The organism is Acidianus brierleyi (genome assembly GCF_003201835.2).
GTDB classification, from domain to species: Archaea; Thermoproteota; Thermoprotei_A; order Sulfolobales; family Sulfolobaceae; genus Aramenus; species Aramenus brierleyi.
Genome location: NZ_CP029289.2, coordinates 2,914,571 through 2,930,767 on the forward strand (window position 1 = coordinate 2,914,571; position 16,197 = coordinate 2,930,767).

Consider the following 16,197-nt stretch of genomic DNA (forward strand, 5'->3'; position numbering starts at 1 on the left):
CATATTTTAGAAAATAGAAATAAGAACTTAATAGGAAAATTAACTAATTTTAATTAATATTCTACCATTTCTTGAAGGATCAAACAATGCCTTCAACGCATCTTGACCTTGATCTAGAGAATAAGTTTTCCATATCTTAACCTTACAGTCCTCACATATATTTAGAATTTCAATTAAATCAAGTCTTCTACCTCCAGTAGTTCCAATAATCGTCACGTGATTACTATATATTTGAGAGAGATTTAATTTAACGTCAGATCCAGTGATTCCTCCGAAAAATACAATCCTCCCAGTTACCCCTAAAGATTGAAGACTAGAATCCCATACAGAAGATCCCACGGAATTTACAACAACGTCCGCCATTCTACCTTTTGTTATCCTTGAAATCTCTTCTCTTACGTTATCATAACCTATAATATAGTTAGCACCAAAATCTTTTAGCCATTCTTTTTTACTTACTGCAATAACTATTGCACCCATTTTTTTAGCAAATTGAACCGCAAATTGGCCAGTGTTCCCAGAAGCGCCGAATATTACTACAGTATCCGTAGCTTTAACCTCGGCAGTCTTTAATGCGTGATATGCAGTAAGTGCGGAAACTGGAATACTTGTAGCTAATTCATCACTCATGTAATCTGGGACTTTAAAAACGTTCTTATCAGGTACTGTTAGATATTCCGCATAACCTCCATTAGTTATTACACTCATTATGCCCCCATTTCTGCATAGCATCTCCATTGATGATAAACACATATCACAAGTTCCGTCAAAAATTCTATTATATACTATTACTCTATCTCCGCTCCTTACGTTTTTTACATGCTCTCCGATCATGTCGACTTCTCCATAAACTTCGGCTCCAGCTATATGAGGCATGGGTTTTACTGGAAGAGCATTAACCACAAAATAATCTATAGGATTCACTCCTGCCATCTTTACTTTTATTCTAACATCGTGAGCTCCTACTTCAGGCTTTGGAACATCTGCTACTTTAAGATTATCTATTCCACTTTTTTCAAACAATAAGGCTTTCATTATATAATATTTCTATTGAATATTAAAAAAATTAACTTAATATAAGTAAAGTTACTTACTTTCTCTCTATTTTTTACCTACAAAGAATGTTCTACCGTCCTTCAGAACTATTTTAAGGCATTTTTCACCAGGATGAATATTGTAGTAGGAAGTTTTACCATCTATTGTAGTCCCTGCCAATATTACTCCTTTTTGCGAGAAGTTCATAAAAGCTCGGCATATTTCGTCTGGAGGAGAAGCTTCTTCCATTTTTACTATCTGATCCTTCATTATTCTTATTGGGGGAGAGAGATTTGGCATCTCTATTATTATCTCTTTTTCTGTTTCCTTTAGTCCCATATATATTTGTGTAATAAACTATACTAATAAATTTTTCTAAAATAAGCATTAGATTTACTTCCATAACTATTTTTCAAAGAATCTTTAATATAAACGTTCTTATCTCAAGATATAGTAAAGAAATATTAAAAAATAAAAAAAGTTTAAACTCTTTGATCTGGCGGTAGTTCCTCGTACTTCTTATATACTAAATACCAAGATTTAGCATTAGGTAGTTTCATTCTTAACTCTGCCTCGTTAAGTGTTGTAGCAGTAGGAACTATAACGTCGTCTCCTGGTTGCCAATCTACCGGTAAAGATACTTTTGCCTTATAGTTGACTATAGCGGCTTTAGTTATTCTCAGTAACTCATCTATCTTTCTGCCATACTCTATTGGATAATATGCCATGAATCTTATAGTACCTTCAGGGTTAACAAGGAATACTGCTCTAATTGTAACGCCAGAAGCTTCATCGACAATGTCTAGAAGCCTTGCCAGTTTTTTATCCGGGTCTGCAATTAACGGGAATGGGACTTTAATTCCAAACCTATTCTCAATATCGCTTAACCATGCAATATGAGAATAAATACTATCAACACTCATTCCTATTAGTTCTACATTAAGTTTCTTAAATTCTTCATAGGCCTTAGAAAAAGCTACAAATTCGGTAGTGCATACTGGAGTAAAATCTGCTGGATGAGCAAACAGAAATAACCATTTTCCCTTTCCAAAAACATCTTTATAAAAATCTATTGGACCTAGAGTAGTTAATACTTGTGTATCAGGGAATTTTTGATATAGCTTCATTTTCTCACTATAACATATCTTGAAGTTGTGATTAAAAACAAATTTATTTGTGCAATTTTTGCATAGTTCATATAAAACCTTCGGTATATAATATATAGTATACTTCCTAGGTAAATGCAAGTGAAAAATTTTTAGATGTACATACATATTGGGTAATAATAGAAAAATACATTTTAAAAGTAAATCTTAAAACCTAAATTCAATAACTTATCATTATGTATAATCATAAATTCCTTAGACTTCCTTGTTCCGCAAAACTAGTTTATAAAATCTTGGAAATAAAACAGTCAGCTACTTTCCAAGAAATAAAAAGTGAGACTGGATTACCAGATAGGACAATTAGAGAGGCTATAAAAAAATTAAAGGAGGAAGGTTTAATAAAAACAGGAATATGCCTGGATGATACAAGATCTAGAGTATATATCATATCTGAATGTTTAAAAATAGAATAGCTAAGTATAATTAAAATATTTTTGTTATATATAAAGATATTAAATATAATATAAAGGTTCACTAAGGTTAAATTATTCTACCGAATTTAGTGTTATGGATTTCGAATTTTCTGAGGAAGAAACTCTATTTAGAGAAGAGATAAGAGAGTATCTAACTAAAAACTTAAGGCCTATGGTTCCTAAGATAGACGAAAGTGGTATACCCAGATCTTTTGTAAAAGATGCGTCAAAATTAGGTATATGGGCAATGCCAGTATCTAAAGATGTTGGAGGACAAGAAGCTTCCTTCATTATGTCATCAATAGCTGCTGAAGAAATAGCAAGAGCTGACTTTAGTATGGCAACAGTAGTTATGTTCTTATTAGAAAGTGGGTGGGGCTATGTTTTAGATAAATATGGATCTAAAAGTATTAGAGAAGAAGTGTTACCTAGAGTTACATCAGGAGATTGGTTCTTAGGAATTGCATCGACAGAACCTTCTGGAGGAAGCGATATTGGAAATATAAAGACAAGAGCAATAAGAGAAAATGATAAATATGTAATAAATGGAGAAAAATCCTATATTAGTGGAGTACTAGAAGCTAAAGATTGGGGAGGAGGTCATTTAACGTTAGTTAGAACGTCTCCTAATGGAAATAAAGGAATTTCAATGATTTACGTTCCAATAAATGAAGAAGGAATTGAAATCGCTAAGATAAATAATATGGGTAGAATGGGCATATCATCTGCCATTATAAGATACAATAATGTAAAAATTCCAGCAAAAAATATAGTAGGTGAAGAAAATAAAGGATTCTATCAAGCAATGGATGGTTTTAACCATGCTAGGGTTCTAGTTTCTGCTGCTTGTATAGGCGCATCAGAAGCTATTTTTGATATTGGAATAGAGTATCTAAAAAATAGAGAAGCATTTGGAAAGAAATTGAAAGATTTCCAATCCATAGCTTTTGAAGCAGCAGATTTGAAGACAAGAATTGAAATGGCACGATTGCTAACATACAAAGCAGCATGGGCTTTAGATCACGAGGAAAAATATAAATCAGAAATACCTTCCTTGGTTGCTATGACAAAAATGGTTGGACCTCAAGTGGCTTTTGATGTGGTAAAATCAGTAATGATGTGGATGGGAGCTTACGGATATTCAAAAGATGCATTAATAGAAATTGCTTTTAGAGGAATAGTATCTTATATTGTAGGGGCAGAAGGAGCATTAAACATTATGAGAATTATTATCTCTAAGGGAATTTTTGGATAGTTCTTTTGATGCGTCTTTTATTGCTTTTATTATATTAATGTATCCAGTACATCTACAAATATTCTTTATAGAATTCTTCATTATTTCGTTATCAGCACTTTGATCTATGTTATTTAGATAATCATAAACAGTCATCATAAATCCATGAGTGCAATATCCGCACTGCATTGCATAATTTTCTAAGAAGGATTTCTGAATATAACCCGGATCATTCAGACCTTTTATGGTTCTTATATCTTTATTTAACACTTGAATTGCTAGAATATTACATGATTTTATAGCTTTACCATTTACTATAACAGTACATGCACCACATTTTCCTTCGTCACAACCTCTTTTAACTTCAGTAAATCCATTATTTCTCAAAAAATCTAAAAGTAGGGTTCTACCTTCTACATTTCCAGTTATCTCTTCGTTATTGACTTTTAATTTTATGCTATATATGTCCTGCGCTTTAATACTTTCTCCAGTTTTCCAGGTTATGGCTATATCCCTTTGAGGAACTCTGATTTCATTATTACCTCTTAACGTTTCCATTAACAAATTTCTCACTAACCTAATTCTATAATCCTTAGAGGCATGAATATCATTTAAAACATCTAGGCTAACACTATCAATAAGTTTTTTTGTAAAATTATCCAAATCAATTTTTCTAATATCCGAAATTTTATTTCCTATTAATTCATCTTTAAATAGCACTGGTTTTGAGAATACTCCTCCAATAGCTATCCTAGAAGAAACTATTTTTTCTTCATTATCGATCTTAAAGGATACTGCGACTAGAGCTTCTGGATATGCAGAACCACCTCTTTTTATAACTCCAAAGTTAGTTACTCTTTCGTCATTTGGTATTATTATTGACTCCAATATCTCTCCTTCATTTAGCTCAGTAGAATATGGTCCCTTAACAAAATCCTCTAGCTTTATTTGTTTCCTGCATTTTCCAACAATAGAAACTTCTGCATCAAGTGTTAATAACACAGGGAAATAATTTCCTGAGGGATCTGCATAAGAAATTGATCCTCCTATAGTTCCCCTATTTCTTACCTGTAGATCACCTATAGTCCATGCTGCCTTAGTCAACGATGGAAACTTTTCTTGAAGAGTCTTGTTTAACGCTATCTCATTGTGAGTTAATAATGCTCCTATCCTTATAGAATCTCCAAGTTTGATGTATCTTAATTCCTGTAATTCGTTTAAATCTATTACCTCATCTATATCTACGACTCTAAGCTTAAGCATAGGAATAAGACTTTGTCCTCCAGCTATAGGTTTAGCCCTTGTGTTCTCTTGAAGTAAATCTATAGCGTCAGTTATTGACAAAGGTCTTTCATATTTGAAACTTTTCGGTATTCCGAGAGCGAACACCATTAATCACCTTTTATAATTTTCATGATTTTTTCAGGGGATATGGGAATTTGAGTTATTCTCTTGCCTATAGCATTGGAAATAGCATTAAGTATTGTAGATGGAACTCCCATTATAGGACCTTCTCCGGCCCCAAAAGCTTTTGACGGTAAATAATCGGTTATTGTTTCAAAATGTTTAATTTCAACATCAATTCCAAGGGCTTCTGAAAAAGTAGGAGTCTCATATGAATCAAAAGTAGTCACAATTGGATTTCCGTTATCATCATAAGCAATTTTTTCGTACAAAGCCATATCAATTCCGTGAAAGAGACTGCCTAAAACTTGGCCTTCAAGAAGTTCTTTTTTTAAAATCTTACCTACATCATGAATTATTATGAATTTCTCAATTTTGACGTCATAAGTTAAAGGATCTATCTTTACAATTGCCATCTGAGCTTGAATACCATAAGCTAAAGAGGAGTTTATCCTGTCGTTATCTGGAGGTCTCAAAAACGGAGAGCTATAATACATTACAACTGATAGATTTCCTTGAGCAGAATAAGGATCCCAATGAAATGCGGAAGCTAATGTTTTAAGGTCTACTACTTTACTAGGATTTTGAATATCAGAAAATTTGCCTTCAGAAAAACTTACATCTTTGGCTTCAAGGTATTTTTTAGCAATATCCTTAAGTCTATTCTTTAGTTCTTCAGATGCTTTAATTACTGCACTCATAACTATTGGAGCAAATCTACTTGAATAACTTCCACTAGACAGTGTCCATGGAATAGAAGTGTCTATTCTAACTTCAACCTTTATTTTCTCAGGGTCTATACAAAATTCTCTGGCTACCGTCTCAGCTATAACTGTCTCATGTCCTAGGCCCTCATTTGTACCGTTTACAAATACGCTAATTGTACCGTCATAGTTAACACTCATTATTACGTAATCGCCTGAAGCTGAATGAGTATGCCTTCGCTTTGATCCTTCTACAGAAAGATCGACATAACCTAAATTTGTGCCACTAGGTTCAACAAATACAGATATACCTATACCAACATAGGGCTCTTTTTTAAATTTTCTATATTCTTCTTCAAGAGTGTTAATGACTCTCTCATAATCCTGCTTTGGATAAAGACCGCCAGTTGAAGTTTCGTAAAAATAATCATTACCAATTTTTTTATCAAATACTTTAATCAAATTTCTTTTCCTTATTTCTAAAGGATCCATCTTTAACTCGTCAGCTAACTTATCTACTGCAGTTTCCAATGCGAAATAGAACTGCGGAGCTCCATATCCTCTATTTAGTCCAGTAGGTGATTTATTTGTTAAAACGACAACATATTCTGCTTGAATATTTCTTATGTCATATGCGCCATTCAGATTACCTTGAACTCTAAATAATGCTCCAGGCTCTGGAGGTCTAGGATAAGCACCTACGTCCTCATAAAATTTGTATTTTATACCTTTAATTTTACCAGTTCTATCGCTAGCTAATTCTACATAACCTTCTCTATCTCCACTTGCGGAACTAGAGATAAAATTCTCAGTTCTACTCTCGATCCATCTTATTGGATGTCCAGAAAGTATTGATGCAGCAGCTGCTATCGTCATATATGGATATAATGAATATTTTATACCAAAGCTACCTCCTATATCTCTAGGAGTAAGAAGCCTAATTTGATTCTCTGGAATCCCTAATGCTCTGCTAATAAAATGGACTTGTAACATTGGGCCTTGAAAATTTGCAATAATATTAAGTAAATCAGATTTGTAAGCTAGAATTCCATAAGTTTCCAATGGTGCTGAAGAATGGCGTGCTATTTTGAAATCATTTCTTATTATAATATTATTTGAAAATGTCTCTTCCACATCTCCAAAAGTCATTTTTCTTGACATTGCAATATTACTCCCTAGCTCCTCATGAATTAATGCCTTCTTTTCTAAAGCGTCTTGTATATTGATCACAGGGATAATTGGCTCCAAATCTGCATTAACATATTCAAGTAAATCAATGGCCTTATAATAATCTCTTGAAAGAACTATAGCTAGAGGTTCTCCTACAAATCTAACTTTCTTATTCGCTACAGGATAATAATTTATAGGAGAATTTAGGGCTAATGGGAAAGGATTCTTTATTATTCTTAAAAGATCAGTATTAGTGAAAGCTATTCCCCCATGATTAAAGACTTCGCTTACGTCAACTTTTTTAATAATACCATGAGGCAAATAACTTCTATAAATTGCCATGTACATTGTCCCAGGAGGATTAGGAATATCGGAAATATATTCCCCAGATCCATTTACTGCCCTCAATCCTTCAATGTAATGGGTAGACATTTATATATAAAATAGTTAAACAGCCTTAAAAAGAAACATAAACATTTATTACAAAAAAATTATATTAAAATTATTCTAACCGATAGCTATATTTGCTCTTTGATAGTGCCAACATAAAGATTCCTATAAGCAATATGATTGTTGGAGCATAAAGACGTGGTTCTGGGGCAAAATAGTCTAGGTAATTAGTAAATATTGCCAAATAATACATAATAATGGAAAGGACTGTCAGAACAATGCCTCCAACTAACCAAGATTTAATGAATGTATACTTAACAAACAACTCTTCCCAATCAGCTTTTTTGGTATCTACCAATACAGCTTCGTTCTTCATAAAGGCTAGACTCTTTTGTGATCCAAACATTGCAAATCCATTAATCTTTGAAAATCCTAGCTCCTTTGCTTCTTCGTTTCCCTTTTGTATATTATTTCTAAGAATTTCTGCAACATCCTTTGCATTTTCTATATCTGATTCTTTAACGTTTCCTTGGTTATCCACTTTTACGTGACCTAGATAGCCTTTTATCTTCATACGCTGATCACCCCCTTTTCTAATTCCTTAACAACTTTTGACCAATTAGTCTTAACTGCGTCAACTAGAATTATTGTATTATTTAAATATGCTATTCCAAGATTATCTAATATCATTGCGAATCCCATAAAAGATCCAAGACCTATTTTTCGTGATTCTTCTTCTCCTATTCTCATGTTTTCCATTAAGATATTCAATAATTTTTCAGAATTTAGTTTTAGATCTTGCCCATACACCTTTGTAATCGTACTTCCGGAAATTTTGTAAACACCTATTAATCCTGGTATATCTTCATATGACATTATTCATCAATATATATATTTGTATGAATTAGTTTATAAATGTTTTCTTAGAAAGTTTAGAGTTATATAAAAAATAATTTTTTATTTTTAGTATAAAAAAATTTTTAAGTTAGAAGATCATTGCATTGTAGCTTTATAGTATTATTAGCTATTTTAAAATATAAAATCTAAATAAGATATAAAAATAAAATAGTATTTGATCATGTTACTCTAAATAGTAAGATGGAAAAACGCGATAAATATTGAAAACAAGTTAACATAATTGCTTAAATTGTTATCTTATTGATCATATATTATTTTATATTTAATCGTTGTATCCAAATGGATCTACCTACAATATCTTTCACACTAAGAAGCAATACATTATCATTGCTTACCACTATAGCATGTCTATTGTTCTTCTCTATTATCCAGGGTATAAGGCTATTTAATTCGTCGTCTGCTCTAAATATTTTTACGTCAAATCTCCCCTCTATGAAATCATCAAAGTTCTTATCTTGCGCTATCATTTTTATAGCGTCTCTATAAGTGAATATACCTAATTTATTAGATTTTTTAAGAATCAAGGCTCTCATTCGATTTTTCATCATAATATCAATAGCCTCCCTTAATGTTAGTGTATAATCTAGGACATCCACACTTTCAGCTATATTCAATAATTTAATTTTATTATTTGCTTGAATATATGTATATCTGTCATCTTTAATTATACTACTCCTGGCATTAGCTCTTAATATATCTCTAAAAGAAATCATACCTACAATTCTGTCATTCGAAACAACAGGTAAATGCGAAATTTGATAATAAGTCATCGTTTCTAATGCTTTATAAATTTCACATAGACCGTCTATACAAATAGCTTCTTTAGCTATATACTTTAGTTCCTTATTTAGGTCGTCTGAACTAAGGATATCTGATTCTGTCACTATAGAATTATTTACTATTAAGGAAGCTATATTATGAGATACCATTATTTTTGCTCCTTCCCTTATAGTATGATCTTCTTCTACAGTTATTACTGGAGATCGCATAAATCGCTTAACTCTAGAGATTACTATCTTAGCCCTTAATAACGGATCCATATAATTTATCACAGAAATACAGTTGTAAGGACAAGATCTTTCACATGCCATACATCCCGTGCAATCATTTGGATCTATCACTTCAGCGATATTAGTAAAATTATTAATTTGTATACATTTAGCTAATGCACATGCTCTTTGACACATATAGCAGCCTACGCATCTATCTACGTCTATTATAACGTTTGGCACATAATTATCGTTACATTTGATTATCATGTTTTCACCTAAAATGGCGGATCGGCGTTGAGCGGATTATATATTAAATTCCCAAGATACTTATTGTAGAAAGGATAAATTGAACTGTCTGGTGAACTCATCCAGTATGTTATTAATATAAACAGTAATGAAATAATAGCATCACAGACTAGATAATAGGATAGTGGTATTCCATCTTTCTTTGACAATTCTTTTGATATCCTAAAAGATAACCATGAGCCGAAGATTAGTACAGCTTCCATAACTATTAAAACCCACCATTCCGCTGTAGCGCTACTAGGATGACTACCTAAACGTTCCAGGAAAGTATACCAAATGCCATGATAACTTTTAACATCTAAATAAGGAACTTCATTAAATATTAGTAAAGCTCCACCTAGTAATTTTGGTAAATTCCTTGCAAGTATACTTGAAGCAAAGATAGGTATCATGGAATACGAAACTGAAGTTAATATAGCCTTAGATGGAACATCGTCATTTTTCCTTATATTAGATACAATATATACGATAATAAGGGGAACAGATGTTAAAATTATATAATCCAGTGGCATAGGATATCCGTATGTAGTAAATCCATACTTGGAGATACCTGGTGTTAAAATTCGTGCTATGTCATTCCAACCAGTAGCGTAACTAAGCCATTTGTCTATCATTGTATATAAAGGAAGCGCATTAAAAAATTGAAAGAATACCACACCAGTTAAAATAAGTACAGATAACGCTATATCTAGCCTTTTCCTATTATTACCTATAACATCATCAATCCAAGGGAATCTCTTAACTTTCCAGTCTATATTATCATGAGGACATGCTCTATAACAGTCTGATGCTAAACCACAAAACGGAGATGTTTCTACACTACCAGGGGAAGCAAACCATGGGCATCCAAAATGTTTATCGTTTCCTTTCATACAATCTTTAGTACTACAAGATTTGCAAACTTCTTTATCTTTAGCTCTAAAAGTACCTAATGGAGATATCATAGTATTTACTGCCAATGGCGCGCTTAATGGACACAAGGTTCTACAAAATGTTCTATCTTGAAAAATTAATGCTATAGCTAATTCTAGTAATGCTATATAAATCAAAACCACTGAGGTCAGCTCAGGAATACCTGGACCACCGATATTATAAAACTCTTCCACCCATGTTAAAACTGAAAATCCAATAGCAGAATAAAGTATAGTAGAATATTTTATAGGCCATCGTAAATTTAGACCTAATTTCTTAGAACTCTTTCTCCATAAATGCATTCTTTGAATCCATTCAGCTTGTCCGCTAAATGGACATGTCTGGCACCACATTCTACCATTAGCCAACCATGTTAATAGCCATAACAAGGGAAACCAAAATAACCAGCTAATATCTGGGGCAAAGTTAACTAAACTTAGCCCAACTGAGTTGAGTTTTTGATAACCAATTATTCCTATAACCATCACTATATAAAAAACGATGAAACTAGGCATTATTATGGCACTATGTATCCAGTTTTTCTTAAATATTTTAGACAGAAAACCCTCTAATATAGATGGCTTATGCGAACAAATATTTTCCTGATATTTAGCATAATTTAGTTTATAATTTACATATATCCAAGAATTTGTATTTCCCTTATGAATAAAATCTATAAAAAAATTAATAAACAGTATTGTACCCAATGTTGTAAAAATAAGAATATTAGATTCTACAAATAATATATTTCTACTTAAAATCGAAATAAAAGTAGTTATACCAGAAATTACAAAAAGAATTGCAGTTAAAAAATTAAATCTCTTTTCATTAATTTTTATTCTATACGTATTTTTTATCTGAGTATTATACTCTTCCACGTTCTCACCCTGTTTATAATTATAGATTTTTATATGTATTTACACATAGCAAAATACTTTTGTTTATATTGTATAAAAAATTATCTTCAATTTGTACAATTAAATAGATATACACAAAAAAACTAATTATTATAAAAAGTTTTTAATAATTAGATTATAGGTTTCTACATTATCTTAAAAAAGTAGCCAATAGTCACTATATCTAATAATTAAAATACTTTGATATGCTACGAACCAAAAGATAACCTAAGTACAAAGAGACTCCTACTGCTATGAATAGAATCAAATAAAAGAGAATACCATTCTTAATATAAAGTATATCAAATAAATATATAAATACAAAAATAAACACAATTTCCACACTATACACTAAACTTCTAAAGCCTTCTGTTGTCATTAATCTCGCCTCATTTTTCCTGAAAATATTACAACTAGATATGGTATAGATTCAAAACTTAAAATTATTCCATAGGGATTAAGCACAAAGGATTCTAAAACTCCAGTAAATATTGAATATAATGTAATAATAAATATTAATCTTAATTCTATTTTGGAGATTGAATAGAGATTTAATGATTCTACAATATCGTTTTCTGCAATTCCTAATAATACAAGAGTCATTACACCAGCCAAAACCAGAGAAAATGCCATTAAGCCAAAAATAGCATAAATTTCAAGCATATCCACTTTGCCTCATTTTCTCTCTAAAACTCTGGTAATATGTTAGCATTGACTGAGTCAATGTAGGTCTTATTGATTTAATTGCGTTCTCAAGATCTTCTTGAGTTAATTTAGGTTTTTCAGCTGTAATCATACCTCTTCTAATAGCTAAAAGTACTGCTCTATTAACTATACCATTTATATCTGCAGGCGTATAGAAATTTGTTGCCTTAGCTAAATAATCATAGTCAATTTTATCGTCATGTATATGTTTAGAAATAAGATGCAAAAACAAAGCTTTCCTACCGTTTAAATCAGGAGGAGGTACATAAATCAATTTCTCTAATCTACCAGGCCTAAGAAGCGCTGGATCTAAAATATCTGGTCTATTGGTAGCAGAAATTACTGTAACTCTCTCATTTCTTTTACTTATACCGTCCATTTCCGTAAGAAGTTGACTTACAATCCTTTCCGTAACTCTATTAGGATCTGTCCCTCTAGCTACTGCAAGTGAATCTATTTCATCAAAAAAGACAATTGTAGGAGAAGCTTGTCTCGCCTTCTTAAATACCTCTCTTACGGCTCTCTCACTCTCTCCAACCCACATGTTTAAAAGTTCTGGTCCATTAACTGCTATAAAATTAGCACCACTCTCATGAGCTACCGCTCTTGCTAAGAGTGTTTTACCGGTTCCAGGAGGACCATAAAGAAGAATACCACTAGGTATCTCAGCCTTCATATATTCATATAATTCTGGTTTCTTTAATGGCCATTCTACTACTTCTTTAAGTTCTAACTTTACATCATCTAATCCTATAACGTCTTCCCACGTGGTGTTAGGTATTTCAATTCTAAATTCCCTTAACGCCGAAGGCTGAATTCTCTTCATAGCGTCAGTAAAATCTGACATGGTAACTAAGATATCTTCATAATTTGATGTTCTTTTTAATGCGTCTAAAGCTGCTTCTCTTACTAAAGCCTCTAAATCTGCTCCAACGAATCCATGAGTTATTTCCGCTATTTTTTCCAGATCAACGTCACTAGATAATTTTAATCTTCTGGTATGAATTTTGAGAATTTCTAATCTTTCCTTTTTGCCAGGTACTGGAATCTCTATCTCTCTATCAAATCTACCTGGACGTCTTAAAGCTGGATCAATTGCGTTGGGCCTATTTGTAGCACCTATTATTAAAATTCCGCTCCTTGACGTCACTCCATCCATTAATGTTAGCAATTGCGCTACTATCCTTCTATCAGCTTCTGACGCTGCGGAATCTCTACTCGGAGCTATTGCGTCTATTTCGTCTATAAAAACTATAGACGGCGAATCTTTGGTAGCCTGTTCAAAAATTTCCCTTAATTTTTTTTCGCTTTCACCATAATACTTTGAAGCAATTTCTGGTCCACTTATGTAAAAGAAATTAGCCATCACCGAATTAGCTAACGCTTTAGCCAGCAATGTTTTACCAGTTCCTGGAGGACCATAAAGAAGAACACCCTTAGGAGCTCTAAGCCCGAAGAGTCTTGGAATTTCAGGTTTTAATAAAGAAATCTCTGCTATTTCCATTAATGTCTGTATTTGCTCTAATAGTCCTCCAACGTCCTCTAAAGTCACATATGGTATATCCTTTTGAGCTATCTTAACACTAGAATAAGCTATATTAATTGAAGTCTCGCCTCCTATAATTCCTACTTCTGCTTGTGGAGACAATGATACAACGACGAATTCACCTTCCTTAGTAAAAATAGGTAAACGCTTCATCACCGGTTTTCCCCTCAGCTCAAGGCTAATTTTTCTTTCATCATATTGCTTTTGAACTGATGGAGCTAAAGTGATTGAATTTAATTGAATATAATTTGCTTTTTTAAAAGTAATTTTTTCTCCATTTCTAACTCCTAACCATCTTAAATCATCTTCTGAAACTACTATTCCCCGTTCGTTCTCCCTATTTTCTTGAACAGTAAAAGGAGCAATTTTATCACCATAAATTATTATTATATCACCAGGCAATATCTTACATTCTGTCATCAATCCGTTATCTAGAAACGCTAAATATCTCTGTTTTATCTTTCTATTTCCAGAGATCGTAGCTATATGTAAATCTCCACTCATACTATAAAATTAGAACAAAAGCTTTTTAGATTTTCCTTCTAAGATTATTAAACATATAAAAAAATTATAATAAAAAATTATTTGACTTTTCCCAAATCATTATTTATCTTAGTTTCTGAAGAAAGATTTATTTTTTCGTCATTGTTGGCAGCTTTAATATTACTCATAGAAACTCCTGACGCTGAACCTTCAGAAGAGGCAGTTCTACCGTTTTCAGTAACTAATCTTATCATTCCGTCTGCCGGTAGTGCTATTGGCATCTCTTCCTCTTTATATCCTTCTCTTCTCATACCTAATCTTTCTAGAGCTATAGTCTGAACAGCCCACATTGGCAAATCAGTTTGTTTAATTTTTTGGCCATATAACAATGTAAGAATTAAGTTATATGCGAATATTATTGTTGCAAATCCTGCTAACCATCCACCAATCATAGCTAATTGATAATAGACCTCATAAAATGCTGGCCATGCTACCTCTCTTCTTATTGCGCCGTAAAATCCACCTATTGCAAAAGCAGTAACAAGCATTCCCATTCCTGCTTCCCATCCCCAGAAATGTAACCAACCTAATCTTTCACTATACCATTTTCTTCCCCATAGATCTGGCCCTACAACATATAATGCTCCTAGAAGCCCTCCTACAGAATATAAAGCTAACATTATGTGGAAATGACTAGGTAACCATAAGGTATTATGAACAGTAGGATCGACACTGGGCGTTGGTTGTGTAGGTTCCGCCTGTATTCCGCCTATTATATTCCATACTGCAGCAGCAAAAATAAATGCAAGCCCTACATCCCACTTTAATTTTCTTGGATCGCCTAAGGTTATGAAGAAGAGTAACCATAATGCCGCAAAAGGTATTGCTATTAATGCCGTTGAGGTTTGGGCAAAAATATCTCTAAGCACTAAAGGCCAAGGATCATCTACTAGATGATGAACGTAAACGCTAGCTCCTAAAACGAATAATACTGGTATAAGCCATCTCGCAAATCTCACGCTATATACTGGTCTTTTTGCGTAAAGAGGAATTATAGCTATTATAGCTCCAGTTAACGTATATGGTGCAAAATATACTAATGGATGATCTGCAAACCAGAATAATCCTTTCCATATTTCAGCATTAGGTACGCCAAATATATAGACTCCTAAACCTCCTATAGGAGATAATAAACTCCATATAGTATCAATGAATACAGAGATATTTGCTAATGCCATCATTATCATATCCATTACTATAAACCCTATAGCAGTGGGTACTAATTTACCCTGTACTCTACCCAAAAATGATGTACCTAATACCGATACCATTTCCATCCATTCGCCTACTACCATCGCAGCATATCCAATATACCAGGTAGGAGAAGCTCTTAACGGATTTAAGAAAGTAAACAGATATTGATTTTCAACTCCGCCTAAATTCATCATAAATAGTCCAATTGTCGCTATCCATAAGCCTGCATTAGCTATTTTAGGCCATTTAATTAGTCTGGATCCATTAAGAGCTGGTATCATGTAGAATGACACTGCAAAAACTGTGGAAAATACTGCACCAAATATCATATCCATGACGTGATTAGTCATGGCTTGGAAGTAATATTGTGGAGATACTACTACTGGCACGCCAGTAGAAGTTAAACCTGCTTGACTTCTTAAAAATAACGCAAAAGCTCCTCCTACAAAAAGCCATACTACAGCGAACAAAATATTCTTTAATGCTAGCATTTTATACTCTTCCGTATAAAATACTTTTACAATAGCTGATCTTTTGCTTTCCCTATCTTTAACTTCTTCATATTCCTGAGCCCATTCAGATAATTTTTCGAGATCTCGCCTTCTAATCTCTTCTCTAGATGCCATACTATCATACTTTTATAAAAATCCGATATTTAAAGTTTAATCT

Annotated in this window: 14 protein-coding genes; 2 read left to right on the forward strand and 12 right to left on the reverse strand. The window is 32.7% G+C overall.

The window, feature by feature from the left end; genetic code table 11:
• Positions 1-39: 39 nt before the first annotated feature.
• The 3 genes from DFR85_RS31525 to DFR85_RS31535 form a co-directional block, all read right to left on the reverse strand.
• Positions 40-1,035 carry an alcohol dehydrogenase catalytic domain-containing protein gene (locus tag DFR85_RS31525; RefSeq protein WP_110271684.1) on the reverse strand — a complete coding sequence of 332 codons (996 nt, stop codon included), beginning with the start codon at positions 1,033-1,035 and terminating at the stop codon, positions 40-42.
• A 66-nt stretch (positions 1,036-1,101) separates the two neighbouring features.
• Positions 1,102-1,374, reverse strand: a complete 273-nt coding sequence (locus DFR85_RS31530) for a hypothetical protein (protein ID WP_110271685.1) — start codon at positions 1,372-1,374, stop codon at positions 1,102-1,104.
• Between the two features lie 143 nt (positions 1,375-1,517).
• The gene (locus tag DFR85_RS31535) at positions 1,518-2,162 is read right to left on the reverse strand and encodes a peroxiredoxin (protein WP_110271686.1); all 645 of its coding nucleotides are present in this window, start codon (positions 2,160-2,162) and stop codon (positions 1,518-1,520) included.
• 215 nt (positions 2,163-2,377) lie between these two features.
• Between DFR85_RS31535 and DFR85_RS31540 the strand changes: the two genes are divergently transcribed.
• Positions 2,378-2,614 (forward strand): helix-turn-helix domain-containing protein, encoded by a 237-nt coding sequence (locus DFR85_RS31540; protein WP_110271687.1) that lies wholly within the window; start codon positions 2,378-2,380, stop codon positions 2,612-2,614.
• A gap of 94 nt (positions 2,615-2,708) precedes the next feature.
• A complete protein-coding gene (locus DFR85_RS31545; protein WP_110271688.1) occupies positions 2,709-3,869 on the forward strand; it encodes an acyl-CoA dehydrogenase family protein in 1,161 nt (386 codons plus the stop codon).
• Here DFR85_RS31545 and DFR85_RS31550 read toward each other — a convergent pair.
• From DFR85_RS31550 to DFR85_RS31590, 9 genes are all read right to left on the reverse strand, one after another.
• Entirely contained in the window at positions 3,825-5,240 is a 1,416-nt protein-coding gene (locus DFR85_RS31550; RefSeq protein ID WP_110271689.1) for an FAD binding domain-containing protein, read from the reverse strand. The two genes, DFR85_RS31545 and DFR85_RS31550, sit on opposite strands and share 45 nt — an antisense overlap.
• Entirely contained in the window at positions 5,240-7,558 is a 2,319-nt protein-coding gene (locus DFR85_RS31555; protein ID WP_110271690.1) for a xanthine dehydrogenase family protein molybdopterin-binding subunit, read from the reverse strand. The genes DFR85_RS31550 and DFR85_RS31555 overlap by 1 nt, the downstream gene beginning before the upstream one ends.
• 70 nt (positions 7,559-7,628) lie before the next feature.
• Positions 7,629-8,090, reverse strand: coding sequence for a DUF2173 family protein (locus tag DFR85_RS31560; protein ID WP_110271691.1), 462 nt, complete (start codon positions 8,088-8,090; stop codon positions 7,629-7,631).
• A complete protein-coding gene (locus DFR85_RS31565; protein ID WP_110271692.1) occupies positions 8,087-8,392 on the reverse strand; it encodes a hypothetical protein in 306 nt (101 codons plus the stop codon). The genes DFR85_RS31560 and DFR85_RS31565 overlap by 4 nt, the downstream gene beginning before the upstream one ends.
• 293 nt (positions 8,393-8,685) lie before the next feature.
• On the reverse strand, positions 8,686-9,693 hold the full coding sequence (locus DFR85_RS31570) for a CBS domain-containing protein (protein WP_110271693.1): 1,008 nt from the start codon (positions 9,691-9,693) through the stop codon (positions 8,686-8,688).
• Positions 9,694-9,701: 8 nt separating this feature from the next.
• A complete protein-coding gene (locus tag DFR85_RS31575; RefSeq protein ID WP_110271694.1) occupies positions 9,702-11,522 on the reverse strand; it encodes a 4Fe-4S binding protein in 1,821 nt (606 codons plus the stop codon).
• A 396-nt stretch (positions 11,523-11,918) separates the two neighbouring features.
• Entirely contained in the window at positions 11,919-12,203 is a 285-nt protein-coding gene (locus tag DFR85_RS31580) for a hypothetical protein (RefSeq protein WP_110271695.1), read from the reverse strand.
• Positions 12,196-14,295, reverse strand: coding sequence for an AAA family ATPase (locus DFR85_RS31585; protein WP_110271696.1), 2,100 nt, complete (start codon positions 14,293-14,295; stop codon positions 12,196-12,198). The genes DFR85_RS31580 and DFR85_RS31585 overlap by 8 nt, the downstream gene beginning before the upstream one ends.
• A 77-nt stretch (positions 14,296-14,372) precedes the next feature.
• Positions 14,373-16,154, reverse strand: coding sequence for a cbb3-type cytochrome c oxidase subunit I (locus tag DFR85_RS31590; RefSeq protein ID WP_110271697.1), 1,782 nt, complete (start codon positions 16,152-16,154; stop codon positions 14,373-14,375).
• Between the last annotated feature and the right edge of the window lie 43 nt (positions 16,155-16,197).